This window comes from Acidiphilium cryptum JF-5, assembly GCF_000016725.1.
In the GTDB taxonomy this organism is placed as follows: domain Bacteria; phylum Pseudomonadota; class Alphaproteobacteria; order Acetobacterales; family Acetobacteraceae; genus Acidiphilium; species Acidiphilium multivorum.
In genome coordinates this window covers 98,826-117,722 of record NC_009467.1, presented here as the reverse complement: position 1 = coordinate 117,722, position 18,897 = coordinate 98,826, and the positions used below count along the sequence as shown (strand labels likewise).

General features: G+C 64.7%; 15 protein-coding genes and 1 pseudogene. 2 read left to right on the top strand and 14 right to left on the bottom strand.

What is annotated here, in order from left to right; genetic code table 11:
* Positions 1 to 164: 164 nt before the first annotated feature.
* The 7 genes and pseudogenes from ACRY_RS00460 to ACRY_RS00430 all read right to left on the bottom strand — a co-directional run bounded on the left by ACRY_RS00460 (position 165) and on the right by ACRY_RS00430 (position 10,771).
* Positions 165 to 2,846, bottom strand: coding sequence for a plasma-membrane proton-efflux P-type ATPase (locus ACRY_RS00460; protein ID WP_011930496.1), 2,682 nt, complete (start codon positions 2,844 to 2,846; stop codon positions 165 to 167).
* 129 nt (positions 2,847 to 2,975) lie between these two features.
* Entirely contained in the window at positions 2,976 to 5,240 is a 2,265-nt protein-coding gene (locus ACRY_RS00455; protein ID WP_011930497.1) for a DUF3141 domain-containing protein, read from the bottom strand.
* A 289-nt stretch (positions 5,241 to 5,529) separates the two neighbouring features.
* Positions 5,530 to 5,946: a hypothetical protein gene (locus ACRY_RS00450; protein ID WP_011930498.1), complete on the bottom strand. Its 417-nt coding sequence runs from the start codon at positions 5,944 to 5,946 to the stop codon at positions 5,530 to 5,532.
* A gap of 17 nt (positions 5,947 to 5,963) precedes the next feature.
* Positions 5,964 to 6,641, bottom strand: a complete 678-nt coding sequence (locus tag ACRY_RS00445; RefSeq protein ID WP_011930499.1) for a hypothetical protein — start codon at positions 6,639 to 6,641, stop codon at positions 5,964 to 5,966.
* 355 nt (positions 6,642 to 6,996) lie between these two features.
* Positions 6,997 to 8,235, bottom strand: a pseudogene (locus ACRY_RS00440) (IS1634 family transposase); the annotation flags it as partial.
* A gap of 193 nt (positions 8,236 to 8,428) precedes the next feature.
* A complete protein-coding gene (locus ACRY_RS00435) occupies positions 8,429 to 9,685 on the bottom strand; it encodes an IS701 family transposase (protein WP_011930501.1) in 1,257 nt (418 codons plus the stop codon).
* A gap of 249 nt (positions 9,686 to 9,934) precedes the next feature.
* Complete coding sequence (locus ACRY_RS00430) at positions 9,935 to 10,771, bottom strand: slipin family protein (protein ID WP_011930502.1); 837 nt, start codon at positions 10,769 to 10,771, stop codon at positions 9,935 to 9,937.
* A gap of 1,065 nt (positions 10,772 to 11,836) precedes the next feature.
* Here ACRY_RS00430 and ACRY_RS19385 point away from each other — a divergent pair.
* Both ACRY_RS19385 and ACRY_RS00420 read left to right on the top strand, forming a co-directional pair.
* Entirely contained in the window at positions 11,837 to 12,256 is a 420-nt protein-coding gene (locus tag ACRY_RS19385; protein WP_043508784.1) for a hypothetical protein, read from the top strand.
* 390 nt (positions 12,257 to 12,646) lie between these two features.
* Entirely contained in the window at positions 12,647 to 13,066 is a 420-nt protein-coding gene (locus ACRY_RS00420) for a DUF3141 domain-containing protein (RefSeq protein ID WP_043508783.1), read from the top strand.
* 212 nt (positions 13,067 to 13,278) lie between these two features.
* On the opposite strand, the gene ACRY_RS00415 is transcribed toward ACRY_RS00420, so the two are convergent.
* The 7 genes from ACRY_RS00415 to ACRY_RS19370 all read right to left on the bottom strand — a co-directional run bounded on the left by ACRY_RS00415 (position 13,279) and on the right by ACRY_RS19370 (position 18,891).
* Positions 13,279 to 15,261 (bottom strand): AI-2E family transporter, encoded by a 1,983-nt coding sequence (locus ACRY_RS00415; protein WP_011930506.1) that lies wholly within the window; start codon positions 15,259 to 15,261, stop codon positions 13,279 to 13,281.
* Positions 15,262 to 15,305: 44 nt separating this feature from the next.
* A complete protein-coding gene (locus tag ACRY_RS00410; protein WP_050751056.1) occupies positions 15,306 to 16,379 on the bottom strand; it encodes an alpha/beta hydrolase family esterase in 1,074 nt (357 codons plus the stop codon).
* A 349-nt stretch (positions 16,380 to 16,728) separates the two neighbouring features.
* Entirely contained in the window at positions 16,729 to 16,899 is a 171-nt protein-coding gene (locus ACRY_RS19380) for a CsbD family protein (RefSeq protein WP_011930545.1), read from the bottom strand.
* 434 nt (positions 16,900 to 17,333) lie between these two features.
* The gene (locus ACRY_RS00400) at positions 17,334 to 17,891 is read right to left on the bottom strand and encodes a helix-turn-helix domain-containing protein (RefSeq protein WP_011930509.1); all 558 of its coding nucleotides are present in this window, start codon (positions 17,889 to 17,891) and stop codon (positions 17,334 to 17,336) included.
* Between the two features lie 129 nt (positions 17,892 to 18,020).
* Positions 18,021 to 18,245 (bottom strand): hypothetical protein, encoded by a 225-nt coding sequence (locus ACRY_RS19375; protein ID WP_043508772.1) that lies wholly within the window; start codon positions 18,243 to 18,245, stop codon positions 18,021 to 18,023.
* 13 nt (positions 18,246 to 18,258) lie between these two features.
* Positions 18,259 to 18,597 carry a hypothetical protein gene (locus tag ACRY_RS00390; RefSeq protein ID WP_011930511.1) on the bottom strand — a complete coding sequence of 113 codons (339 nt, stop codon included), beginning with the start codon at positions 18,595 to 18,597 and terminating at the stop codon, positions 18,259 to 18,261.
* A 51-nt stretch (positions 18,598 to 18,648) separates the two neighbouring features.
* Positions 18,649 to 18,891 (bottom strand): YMGG-like glycine zipper-containing protein, encoded by a 243-nt coding sequence (locus tag ACRY_RS19370; RefSeq protein WP_043508773.1) that lies wholly within the window; start codon positions 18,889 to 18,891, stop codon positions 18,649 to 18,651.
* Positions 18,892 to 18,897: the final 6 nt, after the last annotated feature.

Below are 18,897 nucleotides of genomic sequence, written 5' to 3'. Positions count from 1 at the left end.
GATCCCCGCGACTGGATGTATGCCGCGGAGGTCGCGAAACAGATTGAGACACCTCATCCTCCTGATCCCATCATGCGGCGGCCACGCGCCGACCGCGGAGAGAAGCGAGTGACCTACGGGAATGGCCTGCGAAAAGAGGAACAGCTTGACACCAATAACCCCAATCAGAGAGGACTCTCAGGTTCGGGCTTCGGCGCTGCCGCGGACTTGCCTTGGGTCGTGGCGTCAGGTCCGGCTTCGCTGGTGGCGGTGGCATTGGCACCGACTTCGGTCGTGGCCGTTGGCCTGGCGCGGGAGTCCGGCTTGTGCCTGGCTTTGGCTCCAGTTTCGGGTTCGGGCCTGCTCGCGTCTTTGACCGGATCGAGGAGCCGATACGCAAGCAGTTTCACCGGGTCGGTCACGAGGAACCACGCCAGGGCGTAGGCCCAGACGAACAGGACCAACCGCCAGTCAAGCGGCGCCATGAGCACCCCGAACAGCACCAGCAGAGTGGCCACCGTCCACGCGCCGGTCACCGCGCCCAGGAAGATCGGCGCCGGGCGGATCGACCACCACGGCCCATGGGTGCGGGCCTGAAAGATAGTCATTAGACCGGCGACCGACAGCATCAAATACATCATGGTCTGGAGCTGCGGATGGCTGAGATGGAACACGCGATTGCCGAGGAAGAACAGCCCGAACGCGGCGATCGGCCCGACCGCGCCCAGCACCGTGGCGATCCCCAGCACCAGGCGCATGTTCCACACCTCCGGCGCGTTCTTGTAGCGGACGTTGTCATAGGCGATGGATAGGATGGCGCCGTCGTTGAGCAGCGCCAGGAACACGATCATCACCGCCGTCAGCGGATAGAAGTTGAAGATCAGGATGGCGAGCGTCATGAACAGCAACACACGCAGGGTCTCCGCGATGCGGTAGATCGCGTAGCTGTTCATGTGCTGGAAGATTTTCCGGCTCTCCTGGATCGCGTCGATGATCACCGACAAACCGGGTGTCATCAGCACGATGGCCGCCGCCGCGCGCGCCGCATCCGTGGCGCTTGCGACGGCGATGCCGCAATCGGCCTGTTTCAGCGCCGGCGCGTCGTTCACCCCGTCGCCGGTCATACCGACGATGTGGCCGCGACTTTGCAGCGCCGCGACGATGTGGAATTTGTGCTCGGGGAACACCTGCGCGAAGCCCTCGGCATCGTCGATCGCCTTGGCCGCCGCCGGGGTCTTCTGCTGCGCTTCGTCGCCCAGGGTGCCGGCATCGAGGATGTTGCACCCGATGCCGAGCTTGCCGGCGGTCTCCTGCGCGATCGCCAGCGCATCGCCGGTCACCATCTTGACCTTCACGCCCATGCGTTCGGCCGCCGCGATCGTGGCTCTGGCGTCCTCGCGTGGCGGATCGAACAGCGGCAGAACACCAAGGAACTGCCAGTCGCCATCGCCCTCGGCCCGTGCCACGCCCAAGGCCCGAAAGCCGCGCGCGGCGAAATCGCCGACCGCCTTGTCGACGGCGGATTTCACCTGCGGGGCATTGGCGGCGAGCGCCATGATCACCTGCGGCGCGCCCTTCGTCACCTTGAACAGCTTGCCGTCAGGACCGGTGACGGCGGCCTCGGTGCGCTTGTGCACCGGGTCGAATGGCTGGAAATGGCCCGGCTCATAGCCTTTGAGGGCCTGATCGTCTTTCAGCCCGCCCAGAACTGCCAGATCGATGGTGTCGTCATTGTCGACGCGCGACGCCAGAGCGCCGGCCAACACCACCTCCGCCGGCGTGACGCCATCGACGCCGAACGGATCGCCCAGCGTGAGCTTGTTCTGCGTCAGCGTGCCGGTCTTGTCCGCGCACAGCACATCGACGCCCGCCAGCTCCTCAATCGCCACCAGCCGTGTGACGACCGCCTTCTTTCTGGCCAGCATGCGCGCGCCGACCGCCATTGTCACTGACAGAACCGTCGGCATCGCCACCGGAATCGCCGCCACCGTCAGCACCAGGGCGAATTGCAGCGTGGTGAGGATCGGATCGCCGCGGATTACTGCGACGGCGATGATCGCCGATACCATGACCACCGCCAGGATGATCAGATAATTGCCGATCTTCAGGACCGCGCGCTGGAAATGGCTGACGCTCTTCGCCCCCTGCACCAGCTCGGCCGTTCTGCCGAAATAGGTCTTCGCGCCGGTGGCATAGACCAGCGCGCCGATCTCGCCCCGACGAATGATCGAGCCGGAAAAGATCGCCTCGCCGGATTTGCGGGTGGCCGGCAGCGACTCGCCGGTCAGCGCCGACTGGTCCACCTCCACCGGGTCGCCGTCCAGCAGGCGCGCATCCGCCGGCACGATGTCGCCCAGGCGAACGCGGATGACGTCGCCCGGCACCAGCTCCCGCGCCGCCGGCGCGACCCACTTGCCGTCCCGCAGCACCCTTGTCTTGACCGCCAGCGTGGCCTTCAGGGCGGCGATCGCGCTTCCCGCCTCGTGCTCTTCCCAGAATCCGACAAGGGCGTTGGCCAGCAGTAGCACCAGGATGATCACGAAGTCCGGCCAATGCCGCGCGACTGCCGACAGGATCACCGCCACTTCGATCATCCAAGGGATCGGACCCCAGAAATAGCTGAGGAAGGTCAGCAGCTCGCTGGTCTTCTTCTCCTCGATCTCGTTCGGACCATACTGCTTCAGCCGCCGTTCCGCCTCGGCCTGGCTGAGACCGTCGGGCGAGGAGCGCAGCTCTTTCTCGACCGCCGCCAAAGGCAGCGTCTTCAAATCGTCCTTCGCCTCGGATTTCGATCCCGCCGTGGCCACGGCTTCGGCGTTCGGCTTGGAGGCGGGCGCGTCGGCGTGACCGACAGCGGTCTTCGTCATGTCTCATCGTCCTGTCTGCGCCGCGCCTCGCGTCGGGTGAGCCGCGGCATGGGTGATGTCACGCCTGGGTCACCAGGGCATTGCCATCGTCACGCGCCGTCCCGCTCGCCGAGATCGGGCACGTTCGATTCAGTGCGACACCGCCTGCGGCTTTCCCGAGGCCGCGGCGGTGGCGGTCGGGCGGCGCGGTGGCGGCGCCAGCGCTTGTTTCAGTCGGAGCAGGCGGTCGCTCTCGGCCGAACTCGGCGGGCCGGCCGCGCCGACGATCGCGCGCACCTGGCTCAGCAGCGCTGTCCGCGCGTCCGCCTCAGGCACCAGCACAGCGAGCGCCGCTATCGCCTGCTCGCGCTCGAGCAGCAGCAGGAATGCCTGATCCCGCACCACCGCCTTGAACGCGGCAAGCGACAGGTGCATGATCGTCCAACGCGCGGCGTTGAGCGCGAGCGCGCAGCGCTGGTCGAGCACGTGGTCGGCCGCGAGTACGTAGAGCACCGCCCTGGTCAGCGCTTCGTCGAAGCCGCCGGACTTGAGCTTGGCGGCGTATACCTTTGCATGGACCTCCTGCAGCGCCCGTTGTTCGGGGGACGGGCCGGGCGTTGGCCTTGCTTCGGTCCTGTCTGTGATGCCGAGCAGCGCTTGCACGAACGGCGAGCCATAGACACCGAAGAAGACCTGCTCGGCCATCACGTCCCGCGCGGCGCGGTAGGCATCCAGTCCGGCGATGATCTGGTCGGAAACCTGCGTCTGCAGCGCGAGGAACGGATTGTCGGCCGCCACCGGTCGGCGCGCCGCGTCCACGCCGGCGGCCATCGTCCGCACAACCTGCATCCATGGATTGCGGTCGGCAAAGATCGTGTAGCTCAGCCGCAGCGGATTCAGGGCGCGGGTGAGGTCGGCCATCGGCTGGTTCGCGAGCGCGCGCACCAGCGGCTGGAGGATCCTGCGATAGGCCGCGAGGTTGAGGGCCGACAGGCGCGCGACGGCGGCGAAGGCGCGATCGTCCTCGGGGCTGTTGCGGCCAAGCGCACGGATGTCGTCGAGTGAGCGGGTCTCGAAGCGGGCGATCCAATCGCCGGTTACGAAGCCGCCACGCGGCGTTTCGGCTGGCCGCGGCGAAATGATCATTTCATGCAGACCCGGCGGCAGACAGTCGATGACATCTATCATCTGTACGAACTCCTCGTCCTGCTCGGCGCCCACCTTGGTGGAGACGAAGATGGCGAGATGCCCGATCTTGTGGTCCAGACAATAGACGATCGTCTGATCGGCGGCACGGATCTCATCGACGTTGCGATACAGATCGAGAATCCAGCCAAGCGACTGCGGCGGCGGGCTGATGTTGTCGGCGGTCGAGGCGAAAGCGATGATCGGCGATCTGATGTTGCGAAGATCGAAGATCCTGCCATCGCTCGACGCCAACTGACCGCGCGTCAATTTATCGCCGATGAACAAATTGTCGACGAGGAACTGCAATTCATCGCCGTTGAGCTGGATGAAGTCGCCCCACCACTTCTCGAATGCGAGGTAGCGCGCGCCTCCGGTGTCGATATGGGTATAGACGTCGTACTGCTTGCCCCACAGCCAGTTCGCCGGGTTCAGGCTGTCGAAGTTCATCACCAGCGCGGTGCCGTCGAACCTGCCGCGGCCGAGATCGCTGCTCATCGCGGTCAGCCAGCTGCCGCCGAGCAGACCGCCGGCATAGCGCATCGGATACTTGCCGTGCACGCCTTGCCAGTACGACATCGGCGAGCCGGCGACGAGGCACGGCCCGAACAGGTCCGGCCGCAGCATCGCCACCATCAGGGTCTGGTAGCCCGCCTGGCAGTTGCCGATCGCGAACGGACGCGGTGCGCCGGGATGCAGCGCGACGACGCGCTCGAAGAACGCCACCTGACCTTCGACGACGTCGAGGAACTGCTGGCCGGGTTCGGGCGTCGCCGCGAAGCTGATGAAGTAGACCGGATGCCCGGCGTCCAGGGCGTCGCCGATCTCGCTCTCCGCCTTGAAGCCGCCGATGCCGGGACCCTGGCCGGCCCGCGGGTCCACCACCACGACCGGCCGCTTGCGTAGGTCGGTGATCACCCCTGGCGGTGGCGTGATGCGCAGCAGCGAGTAGTTCATCGGCCGCGGCAGCGCTTGGCCGCTCATCACCAGGTCATGGTCGAACCGCAACACCGTCGCTACCGGCCGTGCGGTGATCGCGATCTCGTCGTTGCCACGCTGCCGCAACAGCTCGAGGAACAGAACGCTGCGCTGGAACGCGTCGATCATGTAGTTGGGCCAGGCGGTGGCAAGCTGGACCGCCGCAGGGCCGGCGTTGCCGGCGGCTATCGCCGGTCCGCGCCCGGCCCTGCCCGGCGCCGGCTTGTGTCGCGCTGCGAAATCAATGGTCATCTCGATCTCCCAGGGCCGTCGCTCGGGCCCGGATGCGATTGCCACGCCACCGCCGCAACGCGCGGCGGCCGCCAAGGTGGTTTGGTTGCTTGCGGCCATCGGCCCGCTGCACGGCGCGGCTGCACGTCCCAGCCCGGCGGCAGCGCCATCCGGATGCCCGAAATGGCGCTGATCCTGCGTTGAGTCATGGCGTTACCCGACGCGGCGACAGACAGGTTCGGCAACGATCGATCCGTCTGCGCCATTCCGCCGGACGCCCGGCTGCCACCAGCGGCCGGCCGCGCTTCATTCAATGCTCTGGCCAGCCCTCCATTGCGGCCAGATGGTCCAGGCTGCGCATGATCGAGGGATCGTTGCGAAGACTTGCGCAGGCATCCGGTGTCTTCCGGGCTGCGGCAAGTCGGATCTGCTGCAGCGCATCGCCCATCTTCTCGAAATGAACCAGGCCGGCAGGCGACAGGTACTTGCCCTGCATCCCCCACAGAGCGCCGGCCAGGGCATAGGCCTGGATCACAGATGCGCCCTGAATCAGCGCGTTCCACTGCCGACTTCGCACCTCGCACGAGGCGGCGCGCGCGGCGACCGCGACGATCCTGCTCATCGGCTGCATCTGCGCCTGATACGCCGCGGCCTTCTCTTCGGTTTGCGCCGCTCCGGCGACGATCGGCGCCATAACCAGTGCGATCATCGCAATTGCCCGCATCATCGCGATCCTCCTTGCCATCAATGCGGCGAGATGATCGACCGGGTCGCCGGTCCCGAAGCAGCCGGCATGTCGGTTCGAGCATGAGCATCTCCGCCATCTCCAGTTTCAGTCGTGGACGTCCCTCGGCCGTCGGTCGCGCGCCCGGCACCGGCGGTCGCCGCGATGCCGGTTGCGGCCGAGAGCGGTACGCGGGCGGCGTCGGGTCGATTGCCGCCGCGTATATCGACCTGACTCGCCTTCGCCGTCGGGACCCGCTGGCTCGCCATCGTGATGATCGAGGCCGACCACAGGGCGAAGACGACCGCCGATGCAATCAGCAGCACGATCGGACCCAAGGCGACCAGCAGCCCGGCCGGGCGCAGCACGGTCGTCGAATTCCGGACGGTCGCCGTGGCATCGGGAACTACTGTGGGTTCGGGCCGATCGGGCAGGAGGGCAAGCACCTGTGTCGCGATGGTGCCCGGCTCCATTTGCAAGGGCGATGTATTCGGCAGATCGGCGATCATCCTAGTCAGCCGCGCCTGAGCGGCTTCCTTCGGCAGCCGCGCGAACACGGCCGCTTCCTGCCAGGGGTCGAAATCGAGCCTGGCCAGCGCAGAGAGCACGCTGACGATCAGGCCTTTGCTGTCCTCGCCGATGGGTGCGAATAGGAACGCATCAAAGGGTGAGCGGGTATTGAATTGCGCGCGGGCCATTTCGGCTACCGCCTTTCATGATCGCTGCAATGGGCGGGTCATGGTCGACCGCCACTAGGCTGAGCGATGCGGTGACCATAGGACAGTTCCGAAATCCGCGTCAGGGTCGGAATCTACGGGCTGTGCGCGCCCGGACGTCAATCACTATATCTGCAAATCCATGCGAGCTGCCGCAATCGGCATCAGGTTATTTATAAATAATACGTAATATTCAGATCACTCCGCATGGAATCAAGCCCCACTTGGGCAGTGGGTTTAATAAATACTGGCGATATCAATATTTTATTTGCCCGCGTGCGGGTGTTGCCATCACTACATTTTTGGGGCGTTGTGTCGGCGGTGCGTGGCCGCGGCTTCAGTCTGCGGGGTGCTCGCTGATGTTGTGGGGCAGCGCGATGCCGGCGGCCTTGAAGACATTGCCGACCTGGCCGGTGACGTGGGTCCTCGTGGTGATGACCTTGCCGCCCTTTTCGATGGTTGCCTGCTGGAGCCTGTCGAGATCGTTCAGCAACTTCTGCCATTCGGGCTGGAAGCCCCTGGCGCCGCACAGGCGTTTCAGTTCCTTGGCGAGGGTCAGGGCCAGGAAGGAACAGAAAACGTGGCCGCGGATCGCGGCGTCAGCCTGGTGAAAGATCGGCCTTGTATCGAAGCTGGCCTTGGCGGCGCGGAACAGGGCCTCGACCTCGAGCAGGTCGCGATACCGGATCACGGCCTGCAGGGGCGTGATCCTTGCGTTGGTCCTGAGCACGCTGACGCCATCGAAGCGGGCCTCCTCGGCCAGCTTGCCCGGATCGATCTCGAAGGCGTTGCCGCGGCTGCGGAGATAACGCCGGTAGGCCGAGTTGCCGACCAGCGCCTTGTCGCCTTTCTTCAGCTGGGCCTGCAGCCCATCGATGATGGCCTGGCGGTTCTCCCTGTCCTTTTTCGCCTCTGCCTCATTCACCGTGACGATGTAGCGCTGGGCCGCCTTGCCCTTGCCCATGCGCACCTCCTTCACCCACAGCTGGGTCTCGCCATGCTGGCGATCGAGCACGAGCGGGACCATCGCGGCCTTGTCCTTCAGCACGACGTCGCGGATCACCCGGCTGGTGCGCTCGCGCGCGCCGAGGATGTATTCCATCCCCAGCGCTTCCAGTGCCGCGATGGTATCGGCGCTGATCATGCCGCGGTCAGCGACCACGCAGGCGCGGGTGATGCCGAAGCGCTCGCGCAGGCGCGTGACCACCGGCATCAGGATCTTCACGTCGGCGGTGTTGCCCGGCACCATCTCGGTGCAGATTGGCCGCCCTTCGGCATCGATCACCAGGGCCAGGATCATCTGCGCGAGGTCGGGGCGATAGTCCTTCGAATGGCCACGCCGGCCCAGCGTCTCGCCGCCCTCGCCGTAGAAGCAGAGCGAGGTCGTATCCATGAACACCAGGCTGAGATCGGTGAACAGGTCGCGCCGGCGTTCGAAGAGTTGCTCCTCGATCACGTCCTTGACGCAACGTGGCGCGAGGGCGCCCGCTTGCCTGTCGCCGAGTTCCTCGCCCAGCCAGGCCATCACGCGATAGAAGTGGTGTAGCGCCAGATCCTCCGCGCTATCGATGGCGTAACCCACTACAATCGCCGTGCGCCTCGCTGCTCAGGGCGTTGTGTCGGCGTGCGGCTTCGAGCGGATCCAAAGCTGATCAGAACTTGATCGCTCCCTGCACCCCTAACACTACTTTGGCAGAAGTTTGTTGTGATGTCCGATGAGGCTACATCCGCAATGAGGGCAATGCCGCGGCGGTGAGCGAGAAAGACGGTCAAGGATGGCTTGGCGCACTGCTGGCAGGGTGGGTTGGGGAGGCGGACCGGGGACTCTTTTTTTTCCGTCCCGCCTGAGCGAGCCTTCGGGATTGCAAGAAGGCGTAGGCCATCATCGTCATCAGGGCATGGCGGTGGAGGCCAGTCCAGGATCGGCCCTCGAAGTGGTCCAAGCCGAGTTCCTCTTTGAGTTGCTGATGGGCCTGCTCGCAGATCCAGCGCGCCTTGATGGCGCCAGCCAGAGCTCTGATCGGGGTGTCGGCAGGCAGGTTCGAGAGATAGTATTTTCGTTCGCCATTCGAGCGATGCTCACCCACCAGCCAGGCTTCCTCTCCCGGCATGTGCTGGGCACCGGCAGAACCGATTCGCTGGGGCGCGCCATCAGCAATGCGTACCCTCATGGCGGCAAAGCGGGCTGTCAGACGCCCCTTTGTTCCCTTGCGCCAACCGAGCTGCCGCCACTTCGCGCCTTCGAGCATCGCTTGTGCCGCCATGGATTTGACGTCGGGCACATGACGCACCCGTGGGCGACCGCGGCCTGCGACCGGGAAGATCAGCTGCACATCCGCCGGATAGACCTTCTGGTGCCGGGGGATGCCGACAGCCCAGCAAAGGCCGCGTGTACTCAGCGCCTGCCGGAACGGAGCCGACAGCCCGTAACCGGCATCGGCCAGCACACAGCCGAAGCGCACGCCGGCAGCGATGACGCGATCGATCTCCTCGATCGCGATCTCGGGCTTTGTGCGGTATTCCTGGAAACAGGCAGGCACGCCCGCCTTGTCCATGCGCGCGATATCGCTCGTCCAGCTTTCCGGCAGAAATAACCGCAAGCTCAGCATGAGCGGAACTGCGCCCGAAGCCAGCGTCACCGACACCAGCGTCTGACAGTTGGCATTCTTGCCGAGCGCCGTAGCATATTGCGGCGCGACGCCAACCGAGGCCTTACCCTTCTTGGGCAAGGCGGTGTCGTCGATGATCAGCCAGGCTTCATTGCCACCAACCAATTTATCCGCTTGGTCCCACAAGGTCGCTTCCAGTGGCGCGCTGTCCCACAGACCAGCCCCGATGAAATGATGCAGCCGGTCATAGGAAATGGCGTCCGACCGGGCCGCCATGGGCTGGATGCTTTTGCGATCACCCGGCCCGATCAAGCCGGCGATATAAGCCGGGCACATCCGTCGTCGCGTCTTGTTGCCCAGACCTTTCAGATAAGGGGCAAGCCACCGCTCCAGATCTCCCTGCCAGTCCTCGTCCATCGCCAGCCTCCATCAAAGCTGGCTCCCCATGAATCACGCAATCCGTGCCATGGGAATCCTAAAAATCAGATTTCTGCCAAAGTAGTGCTAACATCTATAGACTAAATCCCGATATGGATATGGGTCTATAGATGGATAAACGGAGATGGTCATGCCCAAGACATCAAGCGCCGCACGACATCCCATACCCCGCGGGCCGGATCGGCTGGATCGGAGCCGTTTCTCCCTACAGAGCAGGTGACAGTGTGGTCACGCATTCGCATCTGGCACACTCAGCGGGACGCCTTTCAGGGGCAACGCGCGATCGGCGCCGTTTGCGCCAGCCGGTTTGCCGGCCTTATCAAGCAGCTCGAGGAACGGTTTGATAATGTCGATTGGCATCGGGAAAACGACCGTCGAATTCTGTTCGGCGCCGATCTCCGTCAGCGTTTGCAGATAGCGCAACTGCATTGCGGCTGGGACGCTTCCCAGGATCTGCGCGGCGTTGACCAAGGTTTGGGATGCCTGGAACTCGGCTTCCGCGTGAATGATCTTGGCACGCCGGTCGCGTTCCGCTTCCGCCTGTTTGGCGATGGCCCGCACCATGTTGTCAGTCAGTTCTACCGTTCTGATCTCGACGTTGCTGACCTTGATGCCCCAGGTTTCGGTCTGCGCGTCGAGAATGCTCTGGACATCGGCGCTGAGCTTCTTTCGCTCGGACAGCATCTCATCGAGCTCATGCTGCCCGAGCACGGCACGTAACGTGGTCTGTGCGAGCATGTTGGTGGCTGGCAGATAGTTTTGGACGTGGATAATCGCCTTCTCTGGATCGACGACGTTGAAATACAATACGGCGTCGACCTTCATCGACACGTTGTCATGCGAGATCACGTCCTGGCTGGGGATCTCGATGACGCGAATGCGCAGATCGACCCGAACCATTTCCTGGAAGAAGGGGAGAAGCAGCACAAGGCCTGGACCCCGCACCCTTTGAAAGCGCCCAAGGGTAAAGACCACGGCGCGCTCATACTCACGCAGAATTTTCACCGTGGCGGCGAGAACAACAAGCGCAGCCAGAACCAGGACCGGGACGACATAAAGAAACAAGGCACTGCTCCTTTCCGACCTAGTGTCCCGAATCTGAAATCTGATGGATTTTATATTCGGGACATTAGAAAATCAGTAACTTAATGACCTCCTTATCCCTGAAATTCACCCACGAATTTCAGGGGCAGGACACTAGCGGAAGACATTCAGCGCGGTAGATGGGGATCTGCCAAATGCTCGGTCGGCACGCCGTCCGGCCGGTCACGTCGGAACGCACCGGGCCGATTTTGGAATGCAAGGCAGACTACGCGCGGCCGCACTTCCGCGGCAGACTCGGAAATTACTCATTGGTGAGGGGCGGCCGCAACTGAATGTCAATCGGGAAGTACTTACCTCTATAGCTATCCGATGCCATTCACGAGTATAGGTGTTTCTATATCCGAATAATCGGCAAGTCATACCGCGCTCATCATTGATCCGAAACGAGCAGATCGGGGCGATGCGTGCGCGGACCTGTACACGTAGTCCCGGAGGTCGCCGCCCCGGCGCGCAGAGGCCGGTAGTTTCCGACCCTGACGCTAATTTCGAAATTGTCCTATGGTCGCATGATCGTTCAGCCTCGTGGGGGTCGATCATGATCCGCCCATTGCAGCGATCATAAAAGTCGGGAGCCGAAATGACCCGCCCGCAACTGAATGCTCGCTCGCCCTTCGACGCGTTCCTGTTCGCAACCATGGGCGAGGACAGCAAAGGCCTGGTCGGCAGCGTCCTCTCCGCACTGGCCAGGCTCGATTTCGAGCCGTGGCAGGAAGCTGTGCAGACGCGCCTTGCCGCGATGATCGCCGATCTGCCGAACTGGTCGCCCCTGCAGCGGAGCCAGCCTCCATCGCGACCGAGGTGCTGGCCCTCCTGCCCAATCGGGTCGGACACGCGGGAGTTACTGATGCCACGGCGGCTGTCGGCACGTCGACTACCACGCCGAAAGGCCCGACCGACGGGCGCGAGACTTCCATGACTGAAGCGGAGGATGGCGGCCATGCGATTCCGCACACCGACGTGCCCGGTGCTGCAGGACCGGCGACCCGATCGATCACCTTACCGCATTGATGGCAACGGAGGATCTTGATGATAAGGGCCGTTGCGGTGATCGCACTGGTTATGGCACCGATCGTTGCCGGTGCGGCGCAGCCCGAAGAGAAGGCCCCAGCGTATCAGGCGCAGATGCAGCCGATGAGCAGTATCGTGGCGGTCGCTTCGCGCGCCGCGTCGTGCAAGTTGCGAAGTCGGCGGTGGAACGCGCTGATTCAAGGGGCATCGATGATCGAGGCTTATACCCAGGCCGGTGCTCTGTGGGGGATGCAGGGCAAGTACTTGTCGCTGACCGCCCTGGTTCATTTCGAGAAGATGGGCGATCGCTGCAGCGGATCCGACTTGCCGCCGCCCGGACGACACCGGATGCCTGTGCGAGCCTTCGCAATGATCCCTCGATCTTGCGGAGCTTGGACCATCTGGCCGCAATGGAAGGCTGGCCCCAGCATTAAATGAAGCGAGGACGTCCGCTGGTGGAAGCCGGGCGTCCGGCGGGACGGCGCAGACGGATCGATGGTTTCCGAGTCTGTCTGTCGCCGCGTAGGGGAAGGATATGTCTGAACGCGGTATCCATGCCGCTTCTGGCATTCGGTTGACGCTGCCGCCCGGCCAGGACGTGCAGCAGGCCGATGGTTGCAAGAAACGAAACCGCCCTGGTGGCCGCCGTGCGATGCGGTGGTTACGTGGCAATCGCATCCGGGCCCGAGCGACGGCCCTGGGAGATCGGGATGACCATTGACTTCGGAGCGCGACACAAGCCGACGCTGGGCAGGGCACGGACCGGCGGCAGTCGCCGGCGCCGCCAGCTCTGCAGCGGCCCAGCTTGCCTCCGCTTGGCCCGAATACATGATCGACGCGTTCCAGCGCGGCGTCTTGTTCCTTGAGCTGCTGCAGCAGCGTGTCAACGAGGAGATCGCGAGCACCGCGTGGCTGATGTCGACGGCGTTGCGGTTCGACCATGAAATGGTGATGAGCGACAGCGCACTGCTGCTCCCGATGAACTATTCGCTGCTGCGCATCACGCCACCGCCGGGGATGATTGCCGACCCGCGCAAGCGGCTGGTCGTGGTGGTGGATCCGCGGGCCGGCCAGGGACCCGGCATCGGCGGCTTCAAGGTGGAGCGCGGGATTTCCGGCGCGGTTCACTGCACGTCACCGTGTGGTCATGGAACTGGTGGTCACCGGCATCCGAACAAGAACATCGCCTACGAACTGAAGATCAGTCAGCGCACCGTCGAGAACCCTCGCACCGAGATCATGGAGTGAAACGGCGCGAAATCGCGGCCAGCCCTGGCCCGGCTGGCACTGGTCGCGTTGTCGGAAGCAGACGATTAGCCTCGCGTCAGGCAAGACGGTGCCCGGCAAGCCGCGTCGGAATGATCGTCGATCGACCCTCGGGGATGGTCAGTCGATTGCTATGACGCGGTGAATGTGACGGTGGCGGGCCCTGCTGCCATCGGGCGCACGCCGTCGTCCGGCTACGGCTCGGGGACAGGTGCCAACTGACGCACTCTGTCGCTTGCCGGGCCAAGCGCCTCCGCGAGGCAGGCGACGACCATGTCGTGCAGCGAACCTGCATAGATATCGGCGGCCACGGCAGCACGCAGCCTGTCGTCACTCACCATGTTGGAGGGCCAAAATCCGACAAGAATGCAAACCGACGGGCTGCGTGCCCGCAGCCGACGCACGGTGTAGCGCAGATCGGAGGATGTGCCGGCAATGCCGGAATAGGTCAGGCAGACCATCTGCACGCCCACGATGTCGAGCGTGTCGGCCGCACGCAGGCTAACGGCTTCATGCGTCACGACGCTGGCGCCGATCCCGCGCTTGCCGAGCAGCTGAGCGAGCATCGCCGACGCCAGATCATCGAGCGGGCCGCGGCCGGCCACGCACAGCACCGCGGAAGGGGCCTGCCAGTCCGGCGACAGGCCGACCGGCTCGCCCAGCCCGGCAGGCGGCCCGGGCTCGCGCGATTCCGGCGTTGCCTGCCGATCTGACGGCAGCCTCGCCGGTCCCGCGGCAGTCAGAAGCGTATCGCTGTCGTCATGGTCGCCGATTTCCTCCAGCAGTCCCTGCACCCCGGCGATGATCCGAATGGTCTGCGCCTCGGTCAGCACCCCGCGCTCGATGTCGATTGTGGCCAGTCGCAAGCCGGGGATCGCGACCTCATCGTAGTATGCCGACAGCGTACACGACTTCAGCAGCTGCTCGGCGTCGTCTTGCACTTCGTCCAGTCGGCCTGCCAGCATCCGGTTGTAGAAGCTCTCTACCGGCGTCAACGCTGAACGGTCGCCGAGCAGCACGTCGAGGAACTTCAATCGATCCACATGGCGGCCCAGAATGACCAGACAGAGTGTGAGCGGCATCGACAGGATCAGCCCGACCGGCCCCCACAGCCAGCTCCAGAAGATCGCCGCGACCACGACGGACAGCGGCGACAATCCGGTGCTGTGCCCATATGCCATCGGCTCGATCACCTGGCCCATCACGCCCTCGCTAACCACGAACAGGGTCCCCGTCCACAGCAGCATCGACCAACCCGGATCGACTGCCGCGGCAAGCGCAAGCGGTAGCGCGGCCGCGAGCCACGGGCCGATATACGGAATGAAGCGCATGAGGATCGCCATGATGCCCCACAGCACCGCGCTCGGCACGCCGATGACGAACAGACCGAGGCCGATCATGCTGCCGAATGCAGTGTTCAATGCCAGCAGGGTCAGGAAGTACCGGCTCAGGCGGTGCCCGGCCTCATCCATCGCGGTCATCGTCCGGTGCAGATCGCCGGTGCCGAGCATGCGGATGAGTCGGTCGCGCAGATCCTCGGGCCGCAGCAGAATGAAGATCGCCACAACCACGACGATGGCCGTAGTCATCAACGGCGATAGGATCGGCGTGAGGACGCGCCTCGCCAGCTTCATCAGCGACGGTTCCGGCTGATGGACCTCCACCGGTATCGGCTTCGCGGCCGCGTTGGTGGGTGCCGCGGCGGACGCTGCACTGACGGTCGTGCCGGCGCTCGCCGGCGCGCCGGCCGACGCGTGGCTGTCGCGATTGATTTGGCTGCCCATGCTCCCGACGAAAGCGGAGAGGCGGCCAAACGTCGCGCTCTGAACGGCATCGACCTTCTGCTGGATGGTGTCCGTATAACGCGGGATGTCGTCGGCAAGATCGGCGACCTGGGTGCCGATCAGGCCGGCGGTGCCGAGGATGACGCCGAGCGCCAACAGCACTGCGAGTACTACCCCCGGCACCCGCCCCAGCCCGGTGCGGCGGAGCAGATTTACCAGCGGGGCGAGCAGGAACGACAGCAGCACCGCCAGCGTGATCGGGATCAGCACGTCGCGGGCGATCGACAGCGTGGCGACCGCCACCACCACGCTGATCAGCGTCATCAGCCCCGAGGTGTCATTGATCGCGGCTGGCGTGCCCGGTCGCGCCCGTGGCGGCGACAGATCTATCATCAACGTAGCCGTGGTACTGGTGTTACGAGCATCGGCGAACCCATTCAGCGGTGCAAGGCCGCGCGTTTGGCGTGGTCATTGTTCAGAAGCCAGAACGTCGCGATCTGGCGCGCGGCGGACAGATCCGCGCGCGCCAGATACGGGCTGGTGCGGCCGCTCCCGGGCAGGCTGGCATCGACGGGAAAGCCATGCCCGATCGCGGGCAGCGTCCAGATCTCGACGGCGGGCGGTCGATCGGGCCGGCCCCAGGTCCGATGCCGATGCCCCGATGCCACGTTGTCGGTCCTCGGCGCCGTATCCTGGCCATGCAACTCGCCCCATTGCGCCGCGAGTATTTCGGCGTTCGCCGGATCAACCGTGCGATCTCGGCCGCCTTGCCAGATCGAGACGCGTGGCCACGACCGTCGTGAACGGGCCTGCGTCACTGCACGGACGTCGCCAGCGAGCGCCTGCCGCGACCGCGACATGTTTGCCCGTCGCATGTGAAGCATCGCTGCGACCTGGGTTTGCGCGCAGCCGACCGGCATGCCCGCGACAATGCCCCCCGCAGCGAACACCGCAGGGTATGCGGCGAGCATCGCAGCGGCCATGCCGCCGCCGGCAGAAAATCCGACAATGTAGATTCGTCTTGGGTCGGACCCATAGCGTGCGACCGCGACTCTCAGCATCTGGCGAATCGACATCGCCTCGCCGCCGCTCCGGCGGACGTCATCAGGGCGGAACCAGTTGAAGCAGCGGCCACGGTTGTTCGCGTGAACCTGTTCGGGCACCAGCAGCGCGAACCCCAACTCGTCCGCCAGCGCGAGCCAGCCGGACGCGTTGGCAAAGGCTGCGGCATCCTGGCCGCAGCCGTGCAGGACGACGACCAGCGGCCGGCCCGCGGGCAGCCGGGCGCGGGCATGAACCAGCATCCTCAATGCGCCGGGATTGGAGCCGAACCCGACGACTTCCGACACGCAACCTGCCGACATGCGAGCCGCCGACACCGGCCGATCCACCAACGCCCGCTTCCAGACGCGGGCGGCATCCTTTACCAGCGCCGCGGCCTGCCGCCGCGCGACTTTGGTGGCGCGGGAGTGGCGTGCGATAGCGTTCGCCCCACCCAGCCACATGCGCATGAATGGGGTCTTTCCAGTCAACCTTTTCGACAAGACACTCACCTCACGTCTGCAACACCTTCTTGTCCGCACCAACGGCCGGCTTGGTGCACTGTCTGTCTCACCGCGTGAGCTGTCTGATAGCGTGACTATCATCCGATCATATGCTTCAATCCGATCGGCTGTTGCTCTTGAAGCGAATGTATCTGTGATGTTCTCAGACATGGGCACGCTTGGGCAGGTTGCGATCAACCACCGCCGAGCGCCGATGGATCTGCCTTGGCGTCGCGCCAGACATCGGGTGGGGCACTCAAGCGCGCGCTGCGGATGTGAACGCAGCCGTCCCACATAGTAGCGCGCGTGCGGAATGCTATTTCCGGACGGAATCCTTCAGACCGCCGACCGTATTCTGCACCCTGCCCTCGGTCTTGCCGGCACGTCCTTCGGCTTGCAGCTTGGCATCGCCGACGAGTTTACCGACGGCCTCTTTCACGGCGCCCTTGATCTCTTTCGCCAATCCAGCTACGCGATCCTTGTCCATCAGCCGGCTCCCGTTACGATCTCTGCTAAGGCTTTGCACGAAACCCGGTGCGGCTCGTTCGCTGTCGATCGCTATACTGGATCGTGTGATCCGGCCTGCCGAGGCCTCAATAATTAGCAGGGCCTCACTTCCCATAGAAGGCTCGGAAACTACGCATCTCCGGCTCTGCGTACTCGCCCCGTGGAGGCCGCGCCAGGGCGGGCGTCTCGAGGAGGCTTATCACACTTCATCAAAGCGTTCGACGATGCGGTCGCGGCATACCCCGGCGCGGCGACCAGCTCAGCCGCCACCTGCGGCTCCAATGTAGGGCACACATATACGCTCCGACGCCCGCGAGAGGCCCGCCAGGCCACGGCCCGAGCGTTCCGCGAAGGGCGCGTGGCGGGCGTCCGGTTCGGCATGCCTTCACGCGCACGCGCGCCGGCGCGACGCGCTCATCCGCGCGATGCCGAGGGCGGCGCATATGCCAACTCGGCGAGCTCTTCGAACGCGGAGATCAGTGGCTCGGTCCGGACATCTCCGACCGTGACACTCGATACCTCATGCTCGGCAAGGCTGTCCAGCATCCGGGTAACGCATCGCCGAATTGCCGGATTCCGAATCCGACTGAATCTATCGGCGATCTGGTCGATATCGTCATATTGGCGCATGTCCACGGCGGCCTGCCCGACGCCGCCCGCGGCGCGACCGCCGACCGGACACCCGGTTTCGGCCTTTGGCGCCTGCGGCGAGGACGCCGAATCCGTGTAGAAATAGGCGAGGTCCACGCCGAGCGCCTGCGCTAACCGGAACAGGTCCGCTGGTGCGACATGCTGTATGCCGCGCTCGTAGGCGGCGATCCCTCTCACTGGCACGCGCAGTGTCATCGCCAGTTGCCGGCGAGAGAGTCCAATTTCCGCGCGCCGTGCCGTGATCTGACCGCCGATATGGGCGTCGAGAGATGCGACCTGCAATGACACTATGTTGCGCGGACGGCCTGTTCTGTCATCCATGTTCCATACCCCACCTATTGACGGCACGCGCGAAGCGAGCGGTCGAGCCTACAATCTGGCAGACCCGACCGCTCGCCGGACAGCCTCGGAAATTACTCATGCAGCGCGGTGGCGGCGCACGCCATCGCGCTACTCCATCGTCGTCGAGCGCGTGGTCTGCGTGGTCGTGGTCACGGGCGCGCCCAGCATTGGCGGCGCCGCCGCGGTCGCTGTGGTCGAGGTGCTCGTATGTTGCGTCGTCGTCGTCGTCGCGGTGTCCGGCGAACCGCCACCGCAGCCGGCGAGGACCAGGACGGCCCCGCTCATCCACGTGGCAAGCAGAATGCGTGCCGCGGTGGTCTTGTTCGATCGCATGATGTCCTCCGGTTCATTTCGTGGTCGAGTATGGAGACGTTGTGTCGGTCGTGGTGCTAGTGTGTGGCACAGGTGTAATCGTGGTGGTGCTGGTGGACTGGCTGACCGCACCGTCTTCGCTGCCATAGGTCGTCTTCCGCGATTGCGACGTATTCCCGGCCGCATCGACGCTGCGGCTGGTTTCGGTCGTGCTCAGCGTGCCGCTCGGCGACGGCATGACCGGCGTCCACGTCATCGCGGTAGGCTGTAGCGTATGGGCGGTGGATGTTGTGGTCGTCGTCTGCGCGTTCGCGCCAGCCGTCGCCAGAGCGAGGCCGGCGCCGAGCGGCGTGATAACCTGAATGCGGTTCATGGATTCTTTCCTGCTTTCAGGGTGTTTAAACGTCACCTGGGCGGGTTCCGGTTAACGGGGCGAGAGGTTGATCGTGCTCGGACTGGTGAGACCGCCGACGGCTGCACCCACGCCACCGCCGATCAGCGCGCCACCACCCGGCCCGATGCCGGTCACCGAACCGACAACCGCGCCCGTCCCTGCGCCGATCGCAGCACCGGACAGGGCACGGCCTCCCGGCGAATAGCCGCAGCCGCCGAGTAGCAACCCGGCTCCGGCGGCAACGGTGAACCAAGCCAGTCTATACGATCTCATGCTAAA

Coding starts and splice junctions, on each gene's coding strand:
- ACRY_RS00415 (WP_011930506.1), bottom strand. CDS start 15,261: ATGATAGATCTGTCGCCGCCACGGGCGCGACCGGGCACGCCAGCCGCG.
- ACRY_RS00450 (WP_011930498.1), bottom strand. CDS start 5,946: ATGATGCGGGCAATTGCGATGATCGCACTGGTTATGGCGCCGATCGTC.
- ACRY_RS00460 (WP_011930496.1), bottom strand. CDS start 2,846: ATGACGAAGACCGCTGTCGGTCACGCCGACGCGCCCGCCTCCAAGCCG.
- ACRY_RS19385 (WP_043508784.1), top strand. CDS start 11,837: ATGATAAGGGCCGTTGCGGTGATCGCACTGGTTATGGCACCGATCGTT.
- ACRY_RS00445 (WP_011930499.1), bottom strand. CDS start 6,641: ATGGCCCGCGCGCAATTCAATACCCGCTCACCCTTTGATGCGTTCCTA.
- ACRY_RS19375 (WP_043508772.1), bottom strand. CDS start 18,245: ATGCGATCGAACAAGACCACCGCGGCACGCATTCTGCTTGCCACGTGG.
- ACRY_RS00435 (WP_011930501.1), bottom strand. CDS start 9,685: ATGGACGAGGACTGGCAGGGAGATCTGGAGCGGTGGCTTGCCCCTTAT.
- ACRY_RS00455 (WP_011930497.1), bottom strand. CDS start 5,240: ATGACCATTGATTTCGCAGCGCGACACAAGCCGGCGCCGGGCAGGGCC.
- ACRY_RS19370 (WP_043508773.1), bottom strand. CDS start 18,891: ATGAGATCGTATAGACTGGCTTGGTTCACCGTTGCCGCCGGAGCCGGG.
- ACRY_RS00410 (WP_050751056.1), bottom strand. CDS start 16,379: ATGCGCATGTGGCTGGGTGGGGCGAACGCTATCGCACGCCACTCCCGC.
- ACRY_RS00420 (WP_043508783.1), top strand. CDS start 12,647: ATGATCGACGCGTTCCAGCGCGGCGTCTTGTTCCTTGAGCTGCTGCAG.
- ACRY_RS00400 (WP_011930509.1), bottom strand. CDS start 17,891: ATGGATGACAGAACAGGCCGTCCGCGCAACATAGTGTCATTGCAGGTC.
- ACRY_RS00390 (WP_011930511.1), bottom strand. CDS start 18,597: ATGAACCGCATTCAGGTTATCACGCCGCTCGGCGCCGGCCTCGCTCTG.
- ACRY_RS19380 (WP_011930545.1), bottom strand. CDS start 16,899: ATGGACAAGGATCGCGTAGCTGGATTGGCGAAAGAGATCAAGGGCGCC.